Annotated in this window: 19 protein-coding genes; 10 read left to right on the top strand and 9 right to left on the bottom strand. The window is 55.7% G+C overall.

What is annotated here, in order from left to right; all coding sequences use genetic code 11:
* Positions 1 to 7: 7 nt before the first annotated feature.
* Positions 8 to 1,150, bottom strand: coding sequence for a molecular chaperone DnaJ (gene dnaJ, locus Q0778_RS01720; RefSeq protein WP_298333549.1), 1,143 nt, complete (start codon positions 1,148 to 1,150; stop codon positions 8 to 10).
* 66 nt (positions 1,151 to 1,216) lie between these two features.
* Complete coding sequence (dnaK, locus tag Q0778_RS01715; protein WP_298333548.1) at positions 1,217 to 3,154, bottom strand: molecular chaperone DnaK; 1,938 nt, start codon at positions 3,152 to 3,154, stop codon at positions 1,217 to 1,219.
* 198 nt (positions 3,155 to 3,352) lie between these two features.
* Here dnaK and Q0778_RS01710 point away from each other — a divergent pair, with 198 nt between their 5' ends.
* Together Q0778_RS01710 and Q0778_RS01705 are read left to right on the top strand one after the other, a co-directional pair.
* Positions 3,353 to 3,823: a copper chaperone PCu(A)C gene (locus Q0778_RS01710; RefSeq protein WP_298333546.1), complete on the top strand. Its 471-nt coding sequence runs from the start codon at positions 3,353 to 3,355 to the stop codon at positions 3,821 to 3,823.
* A gap of 50 nt (positions 3,824 to 3,873) precedes the next feature.
* Positions 3,874 to 4,350, top strand: a complete 477-nt coding sequence (locus tag Q0778_RS01705) for a vgr related protein (protein ID WP_298333544.1) — start codon at positions 3,874 to 3,876, stop codon at positions 4,348 to 4,350.
* Here the strand turns inward: Q0778_RS01705 and Q0778_RS01700 are convergent.
* From Q0778_RS01700 to hrcA, 3 genes are all read right to left on the bottom strand, one after another.
* The gene (locus tag Q0778_RS01700) at positions 4,341 to 4,982 is read right to left on the bottom strand and encodes a hypothetical protein (protein WP_298305323.1); all 642 of its coding nucleotides are present in this window, start codon (positions 4,980 to 4,982) and stop codon (positions 4,341 to 4,343) included. The genes Q0778_RS01705 and Q0778_RS01700 overlap by 10 nt on opposite strands.
* 307 nt (positions 4,983 to 5,289) lie before the next feature.
* Positions 5,290 to 5,880 (bottom strand): nucleotide exchange factor GrpE, encoded by a 591-nt coding sequence (gene grpE / locus Q0778_RS01695; RefSeq protein ID WP_298333542.1) that lies wholly within the window; start codon positions 5,878 to 5,880, stop codon positions 5,290 to 5,292.
* Between the two features lie 20 nt (positions 5,881 to 5,900).
* A complete protein-coding gene (hrcA, locus tag Q0778_RS01690) occupies positions 5,901 to 6,953 on the bottom strand; it encodes a heat-inducible transcriptional repressor HrcA (protein ID WP_298333540.1) in 1,053 nt (350 codons plus the stop codon).
* Positions 6,954 to 7,033: 80 nt separating this feature from the next.
* Here hrcA and rph point away from each other — a divergent pair, with 80 nt between their 5' ends.
* Genes rph through rdgB form a run of 3 tightly spaced genes read left to right on the top strand, consistent with a single transcriptional unit; the run spans position 7,034 to position 8,893 of the window.
* Positions 7,034 to 7,747, top strand: coding sequence for a ribonuclease PH (gene rph, locus Q0778_RS01685; RefSeq protein WP_298305334.1), 714 nt, complete (start codon positions 7,034 to 7,036; stop codon positions 7,745 to 7,747).
* 4 nt (positions 7,748 to 7,751) lie between these two features.
* On the top strand, positions 7,752 to 8,264 hold the full coding sequence (locus tag Q0778_RS01680) for a YcxB family protein (protein WP_298333538.1): 513 nt from the start codon (positions 7,752 to 7,754) through the stop codon (positions 8,262 to 8,264).
* Complete coding sequence (gene rdgB, locus Q0778_RS01675) at positions 8,261 to 8,893, top strand: RdgB/HAM1 family non-canonical purine NTP pyrophosphatase (protein ID WP_298333537.1); 633 nt, start codon at positions 8,261 to 8,263, stop codon at positions 8,891 to 8,893. Before Q0778_RS01680 ends, rdgB begins: the two co-directional genes overlap by 4 nt.
* 9 nt (positions 8,894 to 8,902) lie before the next feature.
* On the opposite strand, the gene Q0778_RS01670 is transcribed toward rdgB, so the two are convergent.
* Positions 8,903 to 9,535 carry a CAP domain-containing protein gene (locus Q0778_RS01670; RefSeq protein ID WP_298305342.1) on the bottom strand — a complete coding sequence of 211 codons (633 nt, stop codon included), beginning with the start codon at positions 9,533 to 9,535 and terminating at the stop codon, positions 8,903 to 8,905.
* A gap of 216 nt (positions 9,536 to 9,751) precedes the next feature.
* Between Q0778_RS01670 and hemW the strand changes: the two genes are divergently transcribed.
* The 4 genes from hemW (at position 9,752) to Q0778_RS01650 (ending at position 13,735) form a co-directional block, all read left to right on the top strand.
* A complete protein-coding gene (hemW, locus tag Q0778_RS01665) occupies positions 9,752 to 10,903 on the top strand; it encodes a radical SAM family heme chaperone HemW (RefSeq protein ID WP_298333535.1) in 1,152 nt (383 codons plus the stop codon).
* Entirely contained in the window at positions 10,900 to 11,799 is a 900-nt protein-coding gene (locus tag Q0778_RS01660) for a tyrosine recombinase XerC (protein ID WP_298333533.1), read from the top strand. The genes hemW and Q0778_RS01660 overlap by 4 nt, the downstream gene beginning before the upstream one ends.
* A 118-nt stretch (positions 11,800 to 11,917) precedes the next feature.
* Positions 11,918 to 12,664 (top strand): phytanoyl-CoA dioxygenase family protein, encoded by a 747-nt coding sequence (locus Q0778_RS01655; RefSeq protein WP_298333530.1) that lies wholly within the window; start codon positions 11,918 to 11,920, stop codon positions 12,662 to 12,664.
* A 45-nt stretch (positions 12,665 to 12,709) separates the two neighbouring features.
* A complete protein-coding gene (locus tag Q0778_RS01650) occupies positions 12,710 to 13,735 on the top strand; it encodes an alpha/beta fold hydrolase (protein ID WP_298333528.1) in 1,026 nt (341 codons plus the stop codon).
* Between the two features lie 112 nt (positions 13,736 to 13,847).
* Here Q0778_RS01650 and gshB read toward each other — a convergent pair whose 3' ends face one another.
* Genes gshB through rsmI form a run of 3 tightly spaced genes read right to left on the bottom strand, consistent with a single transcriptional unit; the run spans position 13,848 to position 16,033 of the window.
* The gene (gene gshB, locus Q0778_RS01645) at positions 13,848 to 14,801 is read right to left on the bottom strand and encodes a glutathione synthase (protein WP_298333526.1); all 954 of its coding nucleotides are present in this window, start codon (positions 14,799 to 14,801) and stop codon (positions 13,848 to 13,850) included.
* Between the two features lie 12 nt (positions 14,802 to 14,813).
* The gene (locus tag Q0778_RS01640) at positions 14,814 to 15,170 is read right to left on the bottom strand and encodes a YraN family protein (RefSeq protein ID WP_298305360.1); all 357 of its coding nucleotides are present in this window, start codon (positions 15,168 to 15,170) and stop codon (positions 14,814 to 14,816) included.
* A complete protein-coding gene (gene rsmI / locus Q0778_RS01635) occupies positions 15,167 to 16,033 on the bottom strand; it encodes a 16S rRNA (cytidine(1402)-2'-O)-methyltransferase (RefSeq protein WP_298333524.1) in 867 nt (288 codons plus the stop codon). Before rsmI ends, Q0778_RS01640 begins: the two co-directional genes overlap by 4 nt.
* A 31-nt stretch (positions 16,034 to 16,064) precedes the next feature.
* On the opposite strand from rsmI, the gene Q0778_RS01630 reads away from it, so the two are divergent.
* A complete protein-coding gene (locus Q0778_RS01630; RefSeq protein ID WP_298305367.1) occupies positions 16,065 to 17,288 on the top strand; it encodes a penicillin-binding protein activator in 1,224 nt (407 codons plus the stop codon).
* Positions 17,289 to 17,348 lie beyond the last annotated feature (60 nt).

The raw sequence follows: 17,348 nt of genomic DNA, 5'->3' as shown, positions 1-17,348 counted from the left end.
TAAAAATCTAGCCGCCAAACGCTTCTTTCAGCTTGGAAAAAAAGCTCCGGCTTTCCGGGCATTCGTCCCCGGTCTCGGTCTCGCGAAATTCCTCAAGCAGGTCTTTTTGCTTGCGGGAAAGTCTGGTCGGGGTTTCCACCTTGATCTCAACTACCAGATCTCCGCGCCCGCGCCCTTGCAAGACCGGCATACCGGCACCGCGAACACGCAACTGCTTTCCGGATTGGATACCGGTGGGGATGTCGATCGAATTGGTCGATCCATCGAGATCAGGGATATCGACGCTGCCACCAAGCGCGGCTGTTGTGAATGTCACGGGAACGCGTGTTGCAAGCGTGGTGCCCTCGCGCTCAAACAGCGTATGCTGCTTCACATGAATGAAGATATAGAGATCACCCGGAGGCGCTCCGCGTTGTCCGGCTTCGCCTTTGCCAGCAAGGCGGATGCGCGTACCGGTATCGACACCTGGCGGTATCTCAACCTCGAGCGTTTGGGCTTGGTCCAAGCGCCCCTCACCACGACAAACGCCGCAGGGGTCTTCGATTATTGAGCCCTGTCCACCGCAGCTTGGGCATGGCCGCTCAACAACGAATAGGCCCTGTTTCGCACGCACAGTTCCTGCACCGCGGCACATGTTACAGCTGCGCTCGCTTGTGCCTGGCGTAGCACCTGAACCATCACAAGTGTCGCATTCCTGACTGACTTCGATTTCAATCTCTGTTGTCTTGCCGTGGAAGGCCTCTTCAAGTGAGACTTCCATGTCATAGCGCAGATCAGCACCGCGACGCTGCCGCTGGCGACCCCCGCCCATTCCGCCACCGCCTCCAAAAGCGCTGCCGAATATGGTTTCGAAGATGTCGCCAATGTCGCCAAAGCCCTCTGGGCCATCCCCCCGTGCGCCAAATCCGCCACCGCCATTGTTCATGCCTTGTGTAAAGGCTTCGTGGCCAAAGCGGTCGTAAGCCGCCCGTTTTTGCGGGTCCTTCAGGACTTCGTATGCTTCGCCAACAGCTTTGAATTTGGCTTCGGCTTCGGCATCGCCCGGATTGCGGTCAGGGTGCCATTTCATCGCCGCCTTGCGATAGGCAGATTTGAGCGCGCCCGCCTCTACATCGCGAGTCACGCTAAGTGTCTGGTAATAATCAGCCATGGGAATGCCTTTGGGATGTTCCTGCCCTCACCGCGCCAAGCGACAGGGGCAGGAACTTCATCAAGCTTACTCTTTGCCCGGCTTTTCGTCGTCGACTTCCGAGAACTCGGCATCGACAACTTCTTCGTCGGCATCTTCAGCGGCACTAGTGTTTTCAGCGGAATCCCCGCCTTCTGCCTGTGCTTCCTGCTCTTGCTTATAGATCTGCTCACCCATTTTCATGGCAGCCTGCGTCAGCTCTTGAGCCTTCGCATTGATCTCTTCCGCATCGTCGCCTTCAAGCGCGGTTTTGGTTGCAGCAATCGCTTCCTCAACGGCAGTCTTGGTCTCGGCGTCGATCTTGTCGCCATTCTCTTCAATCTGCTTTTCGGTCGCGTGGACAAGGCTGTCAGCCTGGTTGCGTACCTCGGCCTGTTCCTTACGCTTCTTGTCTTCTTCAGCAAACTTCTCAGCGTCCTGAACCATTTGGTCGATGTCACTGTCTGAAAGTCCGCCAGAGGCCTGGATCTTGATGGTTTGCTCTTTGCCAGTGCCTTTGTCCTTGGCGGATACAGACACGATGCCATTGGCGTCGATGTCGAAGGTCACCTCAATTTGCGGAACACCGCGCGGTGCAGGTGGAATCCCGACAAGGTCGAAATTGCCGAGGATCTTGTTGTCGGCGGCCATCTCACGCTCGCCTTGGAAGACCTTGATCGTCACAGCGTTCTGATTGTCTTCAGCAGTCGAGTAGGTCTGCGTCTTCTTGGTCGGGATCGTCGTGTTACGATCGATCATGCGGGTGAAAACACCGCCCAACGTCTCAATACCCAGCGACAGCGGGGTTACATCGAGCAGCAGAACGTCTTTAACGTCGCCTTGAAGCACGCCGGCCTGAATGGCGGCGCCCATCGCGACCACTTCGTCAGGGTTCACGCCAGTGTGTGGCTTGGCTTCGAAGAACTTCTCAACCACTTCGCGAACACGCGGCATGCGGGTCATGCCACCAACGAGGATCACCTCGTCAATTTCATCCTTGGAAATACCCGCGTCTTTGAGAGCCTTTTTACAAGGGTCAAGCGTACGGTCGATCAGCTTGCCCACGAGCTTTTCAAGGTCAGCGCGGGTGATCGTCTCCACAAGGTGCAGAGGGGTCGATGCGCCGCCTTCCATACGTGCGGTAATGAAGGGCAAGTTTACTTCGGTCGTAGCCGAGCTCGAAAGCTCAATCTTCGCCTTCTCAGCGGCTTCCTTCAGACGCTGAAGTGCAAGCTTGTCAGCCTTCAGGTCCATGTTTTCCTTTTTCTGGAAAGCTTCTGCGAGGCGCTCAACAATCGCATTGTCAAAGTCTTCACCGCCAAGGAAGGTGTCGCCATTGGTCGACTTCACTTCGAAGACACCATCGCCGATCTCAAGGATCGAGACGTCGAATGTACCGCCACCAAGGTCGTAGACGGCGATTGTTTTGCCGTCTTCCTTGTCCATGCCGTATGCAAGCGCTGCAGCAGTCGGCTCGTTAATGATACGCAGAACTTCGAGGCCGGCAATCTCGCCAGCATCCTTGGTTGCCTGACGTTGAGCATCGTTAAAGTAAGCAGGAACCGTAACAACCGCCTGAGTGACCGTCTCGCCAAGATAGCTTTCCGCTGTCTCTTTCATCTTCTGGAGGATGAAAGCAGAGATCTGAGATGGGGAATAGTCATCACCATTGGCCTCGACCCACGCATCGCCGTTTTTGCCTTTGACGATGTCGTAAGGGACGATTTCCATGTCTTTCTTAGTCAGGGGATCGTCAAATCGGCGCCCGATAAGGCGCTTGATTGCAAAGAGGGTGTTGTCGGGATTGGTGACCGCCTGGCGCTTTGCCGGCTGACCGATGAGACGTTCACTGTCTTTCGTGAATGCGACGATGGAAGGCGTAGTGCGTGCGCCTTCCGAATTCTCGATGACCTTTGGTTTGCCACCATCCATAACCGAGACACAGCTGTTAGTCGTGCCAAGGTCGATACCGATTACTTTACCCATATTTTCCCATCCTTAAGGATCTAGTTGGACACCGCGCCTTCGCGCCTCCCAAAATCGGCGAGGCGGCTCGGCGGCTCGAATATGAGGCGGATATAGGTGCGGTTTTGCTTGGCACAAGAACCGCAAGGCCCTAGTTTTTGCGTCATCCACAAGAGGGACGACTTTCTGGGTTGCTCCAAACCGAAGTTAGGAATGGTGATGAAAAAAGTGGGATTGATGCTTGCGGGGGTCCTGGTTCTTGGCGCTTGTGCGGAAGAACCAGAGGCAGCGCCTGCTCCGGTGGAAGGCGTAGTGGACGGCATGTCGATTGAGAATGCGCGCCTTGTCCTTGCCCCTGTTTCGGGAAACCCGGCCGCGGTCTATTTCGACCTTTCATACGATGGCGAGCGTGCCTTGTCGCTTTACGATGCCGAGGTTGACGGGGCTGGAGACACCACCATCCATCAGTTTGGCGAGTTTGATTTCAAGGTTCAGATGATGGAAGCCCTGCCCATCGGGCTCACCGCAGGGACGAAGATCGAGTTCAAGCCCGGTGACTACCATCTCATGGCGATGGAAGTGTCTCCAGACCTTGAAGCGGGCGGCACGACGGAAGTCACGCTCAAGCTTTCAGGCGGAGGCACGCATGTCTTTGATGCCGAGGTTCGTGCCGCCGGGGATGAGCGCTGAACGAGGCCTTTCCCGCCATTTCCAAGAAGACACCGCCAACGCCATGTCCGGTGGGCGGTGACCGCGAGCTGAGCGAGGGCGAAATTGCGCTCGCTCGCTCAATCTTTAGCGATGCGATTGACTATGCACCGGTGCGGATCAAGCGGCGCAAATGGTGGCCGTTTCAACCCAAACGCATCACGATGGCACCTGATGGGCATTTGTATTTCCATCCACAAAGCAACGCCTATTGCGATGATTTTGCCAATGCGCCTTTAGCCACTCAGGCATTTTTTATCCACGAACTCACCCACGTATGGCAAACCCAGACACGCGGGCGCTGGTATCTTATTCTGCACCGCCACCCCTTTTGCCGATACAGCTACACGCTGAAGCCGGGTCAGCCACTCACCAGCTACGGCATTGAGCAACAGGCCGAGATTGTGAAGCACGCATTCCTGCTGCGCCAGGGTGTCATGATTGCAGGGGTAGGTGACAGGTCTGCATATGATGTATTGGTGCGATTTCCAGGAGAGGCTCAGAGCTGACTGTCACCAATCATCTCATCCAGTAACTCGGTAAATGCTCGCGTGATTGGCTTCCCGTAGTCAACGCTGCGAGAGCAATTGTAGTATCTGGCGACATCAAAACCGGCGCCAATCGCGCCCAAGCTGACCGCAGGTTTTGCCTCCAATTCATGGATCGCGCCGAGAAGGTTGCGCTCCAATATGAGTGGCCCGTTTTCTTGTAGGGTGCTGTCGTCGACCGGGGCACCATCACTCACCACGATCAGCACCTTTCTGCACTCAGGCCTGCTTAGAAGCTTCTCTTGCGCCCAACGAAGCGCCTCGCCATCCACATTTTCGAAAAGGGGAACATGCATCCAGGGTTTGAACTGTGGAGAATTACTTGGCTCGTCGAAGTCGTGATAAATGATGTGGAGTAGATCACACAAACGCCCGGGATAGGCAGGCCTTCCGGCATAGTGCCATTCTTGCCGTGATTGCCCGCCTTTCCACCCCAAGGTCGTAAAGCCGGCCACCATCACGGCGTTTCCATGCTTTGTCAGATGGCAGTGGATTGCTTCGATTTCCCCGGCGATCCCGAAAATCTGCTCTGCCATCGACCCGGACTGATCGATGAGGAGGAACAGGGCAGTATCGCGTAGCTCGCTGGACACTCTCGTGGCTAGCTCATTCGAACTCGCTCGGCATGCGAAGGAAAACATTTCCTCGCGCTGCTCGGTAGAAATCCCTTTCAGAAACTTCGTCGGTTCGCCGGAAACTGCATGATCCCTAACGCATTTAGCAGCATCAGCGCCCCGACATTCCACATCGAACCGGGTGGTAAACGGGACGTAAGCAATATCGGGCCTGTCTTCAGCGGGTTTCACATTCGGTCTAAAAGGCCAACTCCGCCAAAGAAGCAGGGCCAAAAGAGCTATTAAAGCCAGTCCGATAAGAGCCCCTGACCCGCTCACAAATAGCTCAGTCCGGCTTCTTCGCCACACCTACCATCGCAGGACGCAGGAGACGGTCCTTGATCATCCAGCCTGACTGCATTTCTTGAATCACCGTTCCCGCTTCATGATCCGTAGAAGGGATTTCCATCATGGCCTGATGCTGATTGGGATCGAGCGGCATGCCAATGGCAGCAACACGCTCAACACCGTGCTGTTTAAAGACCTTCTCAAGCTCGCGCTGAGTGGCTTCGATTCCTACAACCAGACCTTTCATCTTGTCATCTTCGCGAAGGGAATCTGGGATCGCATCAACAGCGCGGGAGAGGTTGTCCCAAACACTCAAGACGTCGCGCGCAAAGCCGGTGGCGGAATAGTTGCGTGCATCTTGAATGTCTTTTTCCGCGCGGCGCCGTACATTTTGCGCCTCAGCCTTGGCGTATAGCACCTCTTGTTTGGCCGTTTCCAAATCGCTTCGAAGTCCTTCAAGTGCTTCGGCCATGGCATTGTCAGCATCGCCCTCTGCTTCGCATTCACCCTTATCGAGGAATTCCTCAGGCACGCCCTTCAATTCTGCTGCTGCAGCCGCATCATCCTGCGGCTTATTATCATCATTCATTTGTCAAATTTTCCTGCGGTTTACGCGATAAGCTTGCCCAAGGATCGACTTAACGACCGGGCGGTTAAATCCACCATGGGGACCACGCGGGCGTAATTCAAGCGCGTGGGACCAATCACCCCCAATACACCGACCACCCTGCCCTCCATATCGCGGTATGGAGAAGCAATAACGGAGGAGCCTGACAGGCCAAACAATCGATTCTCGCTGCCGATGAAAATGCGTGTAGCTTCAGACTCTCGGGCACTTTCGAGCAGCGCAGCGACCGATTGTTTATCTTCAAGGTCATCAAGCAGCGATCGGACTCGGTCAATATCATCCATCGCTGCTTCATCGATGAGATTGGATGCCCCTCTAACGATCAGCACGGGCCGTTGGTTCGCATCCTCGCTCCATACAGCTAGGCCACGTTCGACAAGATCGCGGCTAGCCGCATCAAGCTGACTCTCTCCGGCTTTGATCTCTGAGCGCATGGCCTGAGAAGCCTCCGCCAATGTGCGCCCTGCGAGACGTGCATTAATGTAGTTGCTTGCGGCTTCGAGCGATGCCGTTTGTGATGAGCCCAGTTCGACAACACGATTTTCAACACCACCATCTTCACCGACCAGTACGGCCAATGCACGGCCCTCTCCAAGATCAACCAGGCTAAACTGTGCAAGCCGCTGCTCCCGTGTGGGGACCATCACCATGCCCGCGGCACCAGAAAGCTCTGACAGCAGGGCGCTCGTCTGTTGCAGCGCTTGTTCGACCGGCCCGCTTTCAGCAATTCGCGCTTCAATCTGAGCCCTCTCTTCACGGGAGGGCTCAGACACGCGCATCATTCCGTCGACAAAGATGCGAAGTCCTGCGTCTGTTGGCATCCGCCCTGCGCTTGTATGCGGTGCGGCCAAGAAGCCCAATCCCTCAAGCTCCGCAAGTACAGAGCGGATGGATGCCGGAGACAGGTTCAAGGTCCCGTCTGACGCGAGTGTTTTGGAGCCAACAGGCTGACCCCATTCCAGATACTCTTCCACCACACGTTGAAAGATGTCGCGCGCTCTTGTCGTGAGTTCGGTGATGGATGGTCCGCTCATGTGGCTAATCTTAGTGTTTGCGCTTGCGGCGACAAGCCTTGGCTGTCAGGTGAGCGTGCATTATTAACTTGGAGTAACTCATGCGCCCTTCAGGACGCGCGCCCGATGAAATGCGCGCTATCACTATCGAAACCGGTTTCACCAAGCACGCAGAAGGCTCTTGCTTGATCAGCTTTGGTGACACCCGCGTGTTATGCACGGCCTCTGTCGAAGAACGCATTCCCCCATGGCTGCGAGGTAAAGGCGAAGGCTGGGTCACAGGCGAGTACTCCATGCTCCCACGTGCTACACACACTCGCGGTAGCCGCGAAGCCGCGCGAGGCAAACAATCGGGGCGAACACAGGAAATTCAACGCCTTATTGGCCGTTCCTTGCGCGCCGTGGTAGACTTGAAAAAGCTCGGCGAGCGCCAGATCACGCTTGATTGCGATGTGATTCAGGCCGACGGCGGCACACGCACCGCTTCGATTTCGGGTGCATGGGTAGCACTCCGCCTGGCAGTCAATTCGCTCATGGCCTCGGGGGATATCTCCGATGACCCAATCACCGCTCAAGTCGCAGCGATCTCCTGCGGCATTTATCAGGGCACTCCAGTGCTCGACCTTGATTATGATGAAGATTCGAGCGCAGATGCCGATGCAAACTTCGTTTTGATCGATGGTGGTCAAATCGCAGAGGTTCAAGCCACGGCCGAAGGAGCAACATACGACGAGGAAGGCCTGCTTCGTCTCCTGCGTCTCGCCAACATTGGCTGTGATGGGATCTTCAAGGCACAATTGGATGCTGTGAAATAACCAAATGGAGGCCGCCCGCTATAAGGTAAGTGAGGAGCATCAGATCGCGTTCACGCTGTTGCATTTTCGCGCATCGATCCCTCTCTTCCTTCTAGCTGGTGGCCTAGTAACTCTGGCAATCGCAGCCGTTGCCTATGCATTAGCCGACAAGTTTGCGGCCTTGTCAGTGGCAATCGGCGGTGTGATCGGCGTCTGCCTGATGCTTGCCATCATCCGCTTTTTCTCGATTATTAGGCATGCCAAACGGGCCTATCGAGAATTCGCGCTGATCAAAGAGCCGGTTGAGCTAACTCTAAGCGATGCTGGCTTTACGATGGCACAGCCCTCGGCCCATGTCGAAGGACGTTGGGATAAAATGATCAAATGGGACGAAGACGATGAGGTCTTCGCCATCTACATCACACAGCAACAAGCCTACGTCGTGCCAAAAGACCAGGTGGAGCCCGGTCTGATTCATGTTGCTCGTAATGGGTTGATGGCAAGTGGCCTCACGACAAAAAGAAAGAAGCGCAGATGAGAAACATGGGTGGTGGGTCTCTTGTCATAGCGACACATAATGAGGGCAAACTCAAAGAGATATCGGCGCTTCTGGAGCCCTACGGTCTGAAGTGCATTTCCGCCGGATCCTTGGGTCTGCCCGAGCCAGTTGAGACTGGCAAAACCTTTGTTGAAAACGCATTGATCAAGGCACGTGCCGCTGCACAAGCCTCCGGCCTTACTGCCCTAGCTGACGATAGTGGCCTCACCGTCGCTGCATTGGATGGTCGCCCTGGAGTTTACACCGCCGACTGGGCAGAGCGACAGTGGTTCGAGGGAGAACCAGGCCGAGACTGGTATATGGCAATGGGTAAGGTCGAAGGAATGCTCCAGCAGTTGGGTCCCGATACAAATCGCACCGCTGCTTTTCATTGCGTTCTTGCACTCGCGTGGCCTGACGGCGATCATGCTGTGTACGAAGGACAGTGTCCCGGCGCTCTGACATGGCCACCGCGGGGAAAGATGGGTTTCGGCTATGACCCCGTATTCATACCTTCAGCGCGAAACGGATCAGAGACTTTCGCCGAGATCGACCCAGCAGCAAAGCACGCGATAAGCCACCGCGCTGATGCTTTTTCTAAGCTTATTGCAGATCAGTTTCGGGCTTGAGCGCGAACACTAATAGGGGAATTCGCCACTCACGTTACCAGGAGGCGCGTAGCGGCAGACCAAGTAATCTCGACCACTCCCGGTCGCCAGGCCGCAGCCAAGCCGAGTGGTGTCTCGCCAGATAATTTGGGTGTAATGCCCTACGTCCTGCCATTGCCCAGTCGTGCTTACAAAGGGAAAACGGGCGTGTTGGTAGAATCTCTTCTCATCAATCCACGCTCCTGACATCTCCTCAAAGCTGAAAGCGGACGGCGTCCCTGCCCACAGATTTTCGCCCTGCCCTTGCCGGTCGCTAGGAGGGCTGTGTTGAAACTGTCCAGTGCTCGCTAATTCTTGCGCATATTCCAGCGCTTGCGCAGTCAACTCATCGTCCAGTTCCAATGGTGGCGTACCAACCTCTTCCCTCGCCTCGTTATGGGTACGAAGCATAGCATCCAGCAATTCCTGTTGTCCGGCATTTCCACTTGGTGGCGGAGTTGGCGCAGGGGTCGGAGATGGCGATGGACTGGGTGAAGGAGCAGGTGTCGCGGTTGGTGGAGGTGCTGGAGAGCTTGCAACGGAGCCGCCTGAGGCGCCAGAACCGCCCCCACCGCAGGCTGAAACCGCCAGAGCGAGAACCGATGCTAATGCGCTCAAGGTCATCCGAGTTTTGGCTTCCGTAATCACTGCTGGGTTGTTCGCTCATCTTGTTAAAATTGGCGTCAACAAACAGGCTTAACGGTAGTTAGTCAAAACGATGCAGCTTGGTGATCCAACAGCTGATGTCGAACCCGTGTCATAATCCGGGCGAGGCGTTCTTTCCCTGCGAATCTGGGCTTTTGCATTGTCCCCGCGAGAGCGAGGCATTAAGAGTGAACAATGGCTCGCGCACTTTATATTCATTGGCCTTTCTGCGCCAAAAAGTGCCCCTATTGTGACTTCAACAGCCATGTACGCGCGAAAGTTGATACGCACGTTTGGGAAGAGGCGTTGCTCGCCGACATGCGAGTGGAGGCGGATGTCGCCGACGGAGAACCACTGACGTCAATCTTCTTTGGTGGGGGCACGCCGTCACTGATGCCCCCCAGGCTGGTTGCCACCCTTGTCAGCGAGGCGGAGAAACTATGGGGTTTTGACCCCGAGATCGAGATCACACTCGAAGCGAATCCTTCATCCGTTGAAGCTGAGAACTTTGCCGGTCTTGCAATGGCGGGAGTGAACCGTGTTTCATTGGGCGTACAATCCCTAGAAGATGAGAAATTGCGTTGGCTTGGGCGGTTGCACGGGGCGGATGAGGCGTTGGCCGCAATAGAGGTCGCTCAGAAGCACTTTGCGAGGGTCAATTTCGATTTGATTTACGCACTACCCGGTCAAACGTCGGAGCAGTGGGAGGTTCAGTTGGCGCGCGCGCTTGCGCTCGGCACTTCGCACCTCTCCCTTTATCAACTTACCATTGAACCCGGCACGCGGTTCGCCGTCGACGTGCGGCGCGGTGTGTTCGCGCCGTTGGACAATGACCAAGCCGCTGAGTTGTTCGCTATCACGCAAGCTATGACGGCAAACCATGGCCTTCCAGCATATGAGATTAGCAACCATGCAAAGCCGGGCGAAGAAAGCCGCCACAACCTCACCTATTGGCGTTATCAGGATTACGCTGGCATTGGTCCCGGCGCGCACGGCAGACGCGGCGGCTTTGCGACAACCCGACATAAAAAACCTGAGAACTATCTCAAAGCCGTGAGCGAGCGTGCCCACGGTCTTGCGGAGCAACGCGACCTTTCCAGAGGTGAGCAAGCTTCAGAGGCGCTTCTGATGGGCCTTCGTCTTGTGGAAGGGCTCGATCTGGCTGAGCTTGGCGGGCGACTTGGCTTTGATACGCACACACTCATCAACGAAGCGAAAAGCGAACATCTTTGCTCGATTGACCTATTGTGGCGCGATGCGAACCGTATTGGGGTTACGGGCAAGGGTCTGCCTCTGCTCGATGCCATCCTTGGCGAGCTTGTCACAGAGGAATTGGTGCTGTCATGAAGGCAGCGGACCTCATCGCGGATTGGCGCGCGCACTTAACCGATGCAAGGCGGCGATCACCGCATACGGTGCGCGCCTATGTGTCTGCCGCGCAGCGTTTGATCCATGCCCGTGATCTAACCTCATGTGAGGAGGTTGCGCAGGTTGAGGCACAAACGTTGCGCGCACACCTCGCATCGCGCCGGGCAGAGGGTCTTGCCAATACGAGCGCTGCTCGCGAACTTTCCGCTCTAAAGGCTTTGATTGCGTTTGCGCGGGCAGAGAGCGGCGATCCCGATCCAGCAGCCCCTCGCCTTCGCGGGCCACGTCTTAAGAAAGGCCTCCCCCGCCCCGTTACACCCGATGATGCGCTCAATATCGCTGACCTAATCGATGGGAACGCTGCTGAGGATTGGATCGGAGCCCGCGACCGGGCGGTGCTCCTTTTGATGTATGGGTCAGGTTTGCGGATTGCCGAGGCATTGTCACTGCAAGGCTGCGATGTGCCCTTGGACGCAACGCTTTTGGTGACAGGCAAAGGGGGCAAACAGCGGATTGTGCCTATTCTTCCGATCACAAAAGAAGCCGTTGCCGAATACAGCTCCCAATGCCCCTATCCCGTAGCACCGGACGAGCCGCTTTTCAGAGGTGCAAAAGGCGGTCCATTGGCGCCAGGCATGGTGCAAAAGGCGATGGCGAAAGCACGGCGGGCTCTCGGCCTGCCTGACACTGCAACACCCCACGCGCTAAGGCACAGCTTCGCAACGCATTTGCTGAGCGCTGGCGCTGATTTACGGAGCTTGCAAGAGCTGCTCGGCCACGCGTCTTTGGGGTCTACGCAAATCTATACGAAGGTCGACGCCGCAAGTTTGCTGGAGACGTATCGGGGAGCTCATCCGAGGGCGAAGAAAGGTTGATTGTCCTATAGAGCGTTAGTACCGCTTGCGACCCAGTTGCAGACATTGGGAGCCTGCTGTAAATCGCCAGCTGATGGGACACTTCGGTGATTTAGAGAGAGGATTGAACGAACGAGGCTTGATCAAGCTTGAGGGCGTTGTCCCAGTTGAAGAAGCTCGAAGAGCCTTCGAGATGGTTCTTGATCTGACGAAGGAACATGGAGTTTATTCGGCGGGACGCTGGATGCAGTCCCCAAGTCGGTTTGGGTATCCCAAGCCCTTTCGCAATGCCCTCAACTTGCTCAGCAGAGCGGAGGAATTTCCGGCCCTGATTGGTGCTCAGCTAACCCCCATGATTGAGCGGTTGATTGGCCAACCGGCAACGCCGCTTTCACCAGGTCAACAAATCCTCTTTTCCCTCCCGAGCGAGGATGATTGGTTGGTTCCGTCTGATGCATGGCATATCGACATACCCAAGATTGGCGAGAAGGCCTCGCCCGGTTTGCAGGCTTTCACATTTCTCAATGATGTCGAACCTAAAGGCGGGGCGACGCTCGTGATCGCGGGATCGCATCGTCTGGCAAACAATGCCGCGGATCTCTCATCCAAGAACCTTAAAAGCCAGCTGCAAAAGGAGCATTATTTCAAGTCGCTGCTTGATCCTAAACGCGCTCCGGTTTCAAATCTCGCAGAAACCAGAGGGTCAGTTCATGATGTTGATCTTGAAGTTGTGGAGCTTTCCGGGAAGGTTGGTGATGTGTACCTGATGGACTTGCGCCTGCTCCATACGCCAGCGCCTAATTGTTCTGACAAAGCTCGAATAATGCTTACGGGTCGTTTTCCAAGAACAACAATCGCTGCAAAGTATGCCGGTTCGGAATACTAGGTTTCCAAAGGCTTATCAGATTAATCGAATCAAGAGGCATACAGCATGAAGCGTCGATACAAGATTGGACTTGGTTTACTGGCCCTTATCTTGGTCTTCGTTGGAGTGAATGCCTATTTCTGGTTCACGAGGGAACCGCGCCCAATCGTCGTAGTAGAGGCGGGCGATGGGGGTGAGCGCGTCTCGATCAATGGCTTGCCTGCCAATTTTTATCGAGGTTTAGGCGACCGGCCGCGACCCGCTATTCTGCTACTTGGAGGTTCGGAAGGTGGCCTGCGCGAGTACCGCAATGTCTTTGCAAGGCAGCTGGCACAAGAGGGCTACTCAGTTCTCTATCAAAGCTATTACGCAACCTCGGAAAGCAATCGGTCATTCAATATGGTGCCCCTCGAAACTTTTGACGCCGCGCTTGATTGGCTGAGTTCCAACCCAGAGATACGACCCGGTCCCATCGCGGTGATTGGTCATTCAAAAGGGGCAGAAGGCGCGTTGCTACTGGCCACGCGCGACGCCCGTGTCGGAGCAGTGGTTGCGGCCATGCCTAGCGACGTTATCTGGCAAGGGTTCGACTTTGACAGCATCGATATGTCGCAGTTCAGCTCTTCGTGGAGCGAAAGCGGCGACCCGGTCGCATATTTACCGTATCAATCACTCGATTGGCACGAGTATTTTACGGTAGATGCTCTGAGACTGGAAATGTTCAAACGTAGCAGGGATGCCGCCACAGAGCATCCGTCGGCATTTATCCCAATTCAAAAAGCTACGGCGCAAATTCTGTTGATTTGCGGAAAGAACGATACGCTCTGGCCAGGTTGCCGCATGGCTGAAGAAATCAAGGCAAAGGTTGAAAAAGGAGAAGGTGCTGCGATTGAATTGCTGGTTTACGACGATGCTGGACACTGGGCCTTTGGACCCGCTAGCGATCTTGATGAAAGCGACACTCGGATGCTCGCAAGTATGGGTGGGGATGCCAATGGAGACTTAGCGGCTCGCCGTGATCAGTGGCCGCGGATACTCCGGTTTTTAGAGACCACAACCAGAGGTCAGGAGGCTGAGCAGAACTCTGACTAGAGTGTCGCACCTCTTTAGCTGCAGGTTTATGCAATGAGATATCGCTGAACCGTTCGCTTTCACTCCCAACTTCTGACAATGCCAATCTTGATGCCGGTGCTCAAAACCGGACCTAATCGTCCAACCGCGCCTCAATCGCATCCCAGATCATCCCGGCAAGGTCCGTCCCGTCAAACTCGGAAATCGCCACAATACCCGTAGGCGAGGTCACGTTGATCTCGGTCAGCCATTTGCCGCCGATCACGTCGATGCCCACAAAGGTGAGCCCAAGACGTTTGAGTTCTGGTCCCATCGCTGCGCAGATTTCTTGTTCGCGCTCCGTCAAATCAGACTTCTCCGCGCTCCCACCCATCGCAAGATTTGAGCGGAACTCACCCTCGCCCGGAATACGGTTGATTGCGCCAGCAACCTCTCCATCGATCAGGACGATGCGTTTGTCGCCCTCTGCCACTTCCGGAAGGAAGGGTTGGACCATATGCGGTTCGGGCCAAGTCTGGTTAAACACCTCGAACAGCGCCGTCAGATTGTCGCCATCAGCTGGTACGCGGAAGATCGCTTTGCCGCCGTTGCCGTGAATGGGCTTCACCACCACCGCGCCATGCTCAGCCATAAAGCGGCGCACCTCGTCTACTGAACGCGTCACCAAAGTTGGCGGCATGAAACGGCGATAGTCGAGCACCATCACCTTTTCCGGCGCATTGCGGACATTGGCCGGATCATTGACCACCAATGTCTCGTCCTTGATGCGCTCAAGCAGGTGGGTGGCAGTGATATAGCCCATGTGGAACGGTGGGTCCTGACGCATCAAGATCGCATCGATATCGCGGCCGAGGTCCAGCCTTTGTTCCCCGCCCTTTTCAAAGTGATCGCCTTGGACACGCTTGACCTTAACCGGAGAGCATTCCGCGATCAGGCGGTCATCGGCATCAAGGGTCAGGCTTTCAACATGATATTCAAAGACTTCATAGCCTCGTTCCTGCGCGGCCAGCATCAGCGCAAATGAGCTGTCGCCGTTGATGTTGATGTCTTCGATAGGGTCCATTTGGACCGCGATCTTTAGTGTCATTTTGAAAGTTTCCTAAGGCATCCAAGCGTTTTTAATGTGCGTCGGGCGCGATCCGGGTGCAAGCAGGATCACATCAATCCGTATGTCCTCATTGCCCTGCGCATATTCGTGAGCGACGACCTCTACAGCGGCAGCAACGCGGGCCAAACGATGTTCGTCTATGGCGGTGGCAAGGTCAGCTTTTCGTGCGCGCCATTTGACCTCGGCAAAGACGACTAGGCCGGGTCTACGAGCAATGAGGTCAATCTCGCCCAGCTTGGTTTTCCGCCGTTCGCCAACAATTTCGAACCCTTTTTGCATAAGAAACTGTGCCGCTTGCGTCTCGGCCTCGCGCCCTTTGCGATCGGCAATGACGCGCTTTTCGCTCATTGTCCTTTAAGCTCAACTGCGCGGGCATAAAGCGTTTGCCGGTCCAGCCCCGTTGCCTTTGCAATCTTGCCCGCCGCTTTGCTCACGCTCATATCAGCCAAAGCCTCTTTCAAGAGCGCATCAGGATCGACTGCCTTATCAATGTGCGTGAGCGGGCCAATCATCAACACGATCTCACCTTTGGGAGGATGCGCCGTATAATGTTCGATCAACTCGCTAGCAGCGTCTGTGCGGCATTCCTCATGCAGTTTGGTAAGTTCGCGTGCGACTGAGACTTCACGGCCCGGCCAAAGATCGGCGATAGCTGCAAGAGATCGCAGCAGGCGTGGGCCAGTCTCATAAAAAATGAGGGTAGCCTCAACTGACCCAAACTCTTCCAGGACACTCGCACGCGCTTTCTCTTTAACCGGAAGAAATCCCGCAAAAAGAAAACGGTCATTGGGCAGGCCGGAGAGAGTCAGACCCGCTATTGCAGCGCAAGCGCCGGGAATTGTGGTGACGCTTACACCTGCCTCACGCGCCTCGCGCACCAGCCTGTATCCGGGATCTGACACCAACGGGGTCCCGGCATCGCTCACCAAAGCAACAGGCTCCCCCCGCGCCGTTTCGATCAACCGTTTTCGAACGCTCTCCGATGCATGGTCATCATAACGCTGCATCCGGGTCTTTACATTACACGCCTTGAGCAGCTTTCCAGTCACCCGCGTATCCTCGCACGCGATCAGACTTACCGACCGCAACACGTCGACAGCACGTATCGTTACATCGCCAAGATTGCCAATAGGCGTTGCGACAATATAGAACCCGGGCTCAAGAGATTTGGGTTCACATGATTCAGGGATAAGAGTGCTCACAAGAGCCATCCTTGTAAGCAGCTTTTAGGGGTCTTCAAGAATGAAGCGGATGGGAAAGTCGGTTTTCGACATGGATTTGGAACGCTCAGGGTTTCGCCTGTTGGCGAAGACCGTTGATCGACGCACCGTCGCGCTTGCTGGTTCTGCTGCTCTGCTTGCCGGTTGTCAGGTCATTCCGCGCACCGGGCCAGTACCCAGTGCACCGCCTCCCACTCCTACACCTCAGCCGAGCGCGACTGCACTTCCTACCGATTCGACACGCCATCGCGTGGCGCTGCTTGTTCCGATGGGAGGAAGTACTGCTGAAGTTGGCCAGGCACTTGCCAATGCCACCACAATGGCTCTGCTAGACACGAGTGCAGAGAACCTTCGTATCACCACTTATGATACTTCCAGCGGAGCTGCGGGCGCCGCTCGTCGAGCGATTGCCGATGGCAACAAGCTGATCCTTGGGCCATTGCTCGCTGACAATGTGGCAGCTGTTCAAACCGCTGCAGGACCAGCAGGCGTACCGGCAATCGCCTTCTCAAATGACGCAAGTGTCGCCAGCAGCGACGTGTTTGTAATCGGCCATGTGCCGGAACAATCAGTCGCAAACTCAGTGCGTTATGCCCGCGAAAACGGTTCAGCCAGCTTTGCCGCCCTTTTGCCCGAGGGTAACTACGGGCAAAAAGCATACAGCGCTCTCCAGAATTCGCTACGCGATTACGGTGGCAATCTCGTTGGCTTCGAACGCTATGCGCGTGGCAACACCTCTATCGTCGGCGCGGCACAGCGTCTGCGTCAGCGTGGAGGCTATGACACCGTTCTGATCGCGGAAGGGGCACGACTTTCGACACTGGCCGCGGGCCAATTGCGCAGCCAAGGCGCAGAAGGCACTCGCCTTCTGGGCACAGAATTATGGAGCGGAGAAGGTACCCTCACCCGATCAGGTTCCGTAGAAGGCGCTCTCTTTTCGGCGGTCTCTGACGGCCGTTTCCGTCGGTTCTCAGAAAGTTACGAGGCTCGCTTTGGCTCCAAACCATTCCGGATTGCAACGCTCGGCTATGACTCGGTCCTATTGACACTTCGCGTGGCGCGCGACTGGCGTGTTGGTGATGATTTTCCTGTTTCTATGCTTTATGACCGTGGTGGCTTCCTTGGTGTGGATGGCCCGTTCCGCTTTATGCGCAGCGGTGTTGCCGAACGTGCGCTTGAGGTGCGGCAGGTTCGAGGCAATCAGATTGTCGAAGTCGAAGCTGCGCCAAGTAGTTTCGCCGAGTAATCCAGGCGAGCACAGTTTAGAGCGATTTCGGCGCAAAACGATGGGGTGCCCGCTTGTGAG

The organism is uncultured Erythrobacter sp. (genome assembly GCF_947502395.1).
Taxonomy (GTDB): Bacteria; Pseudomonadota; Alphaproteobacteria; order Sphingomonadales; family Sphingomonadaceae; genus Erythrobacter.
The sequence above is the reverse complement of the archived record's forward strand: the minus strand, read 5'-3'. Positions and strand labels throughout refer to the sequence as shown.

Coding starts and splice junctions, on each gene's coding strand:
- Q0778_RS01670 (WP_298305342.1), bottom strand. CDS start 9,535: ATGACCTTGAGCGCATTAGCATCGGTTCTCGCTCTGGCGGTTTCAGCC.
- hrcA (WP_298333540.1), bottom strand. CDS start 6,953: ATGAGCGGACCATCCATCACCGAACTCACGACAAGAGCGCGCGACATC.
- Q0778_RS01650 (WP_298333528.1), top strand. CDS start 12,710: ATGAAGCGTCGATACAAGATTGGACTTGGTTTACTGGCCCTTATCTTG.
- Q0778_RS01660 (WP_298333533.1), top strand. CDS start 10,900: ATGAAGGCAGCGGACCTCATCGCGGATTGGCGCGCGCACTTAACCGAT.
- gshB (WP_298333526.1), bottom strand. CDS start 14,801: ATGACACTAAAGATCGCGGTCCAAATGGACCCTATCGAAGACATCAAC.
- rsmI (WP_298333524.1), bottom strand. CDS start 16,033: ATGGCTCTTGTGAGCACTCTTATCCCTGAATCATGTGAACCCAAATCT.
- Q0778_RS01630 (WP_298305367.1), top strand. CDS start 16,065: ATGAAGCGGATGGGAAAGTCGGTTTTCGACATGGATTTGGAACGCTCA.
- hemW (WP_298333535.1), top strand. CDS start 9,752: ATGGCTCGCGCACTTTATATTCATTGGCCTTTCTGCGCCAAAAAGTGC.
- dnaK (WP_298333548.1), bottom strand. CDS start 3,154: ATGGGTAAAGTAATCGGTATCGACCTTGGCACGACTAACAGCTGTGTC.
- grpE (WP_298333542.1), bottom strand. CDS start 5,880: ATGAATGATGATAATAAGCCGCAGGATGATGCGGCTGCAGCAGCAGAA.
- Q0778_RS01710 (WP_298333546.1), top strand. CDS start 3,353: ATGAAAAAAGTGGGATTGATGCTTGCGGGGGTCCTGGTTCTTGGCGCT.
- Q0778_RS01680 (WP_298333538.1), top strand. CDS start 7,752: ATGGAGGCCGCCCGCTATAAGGTAAGTGAGGAGCATCAGATCGCGTTC.
- rph (WP_298305334.1), top strand. CDS start 7,034: ATGCGCCCTTCAGGACGCGCGCCCGATGAAATGCGCGCTATCACTATC.
- rdgB (WP_298333537.1), top strand. CDS start 8,261: ATGAGAAACATGGGTGGTGGGTCTCTTGTCATAGCGACACATAATGAG.
- Q0778_RS01640 (WP_298305360.1), bottom strand. CDS start 15,170: ATGAGCGAAAAGCGCGTCATTGCCGATCGCAAAGGGCGCGAGGCCGAG.
- dnaJ (WP_298333549.1), bottom strand. CDS start 1,150: ATGGCTGATTATTACCAGACACTTAGCGTGACTCGCGATGTAGAGGCG.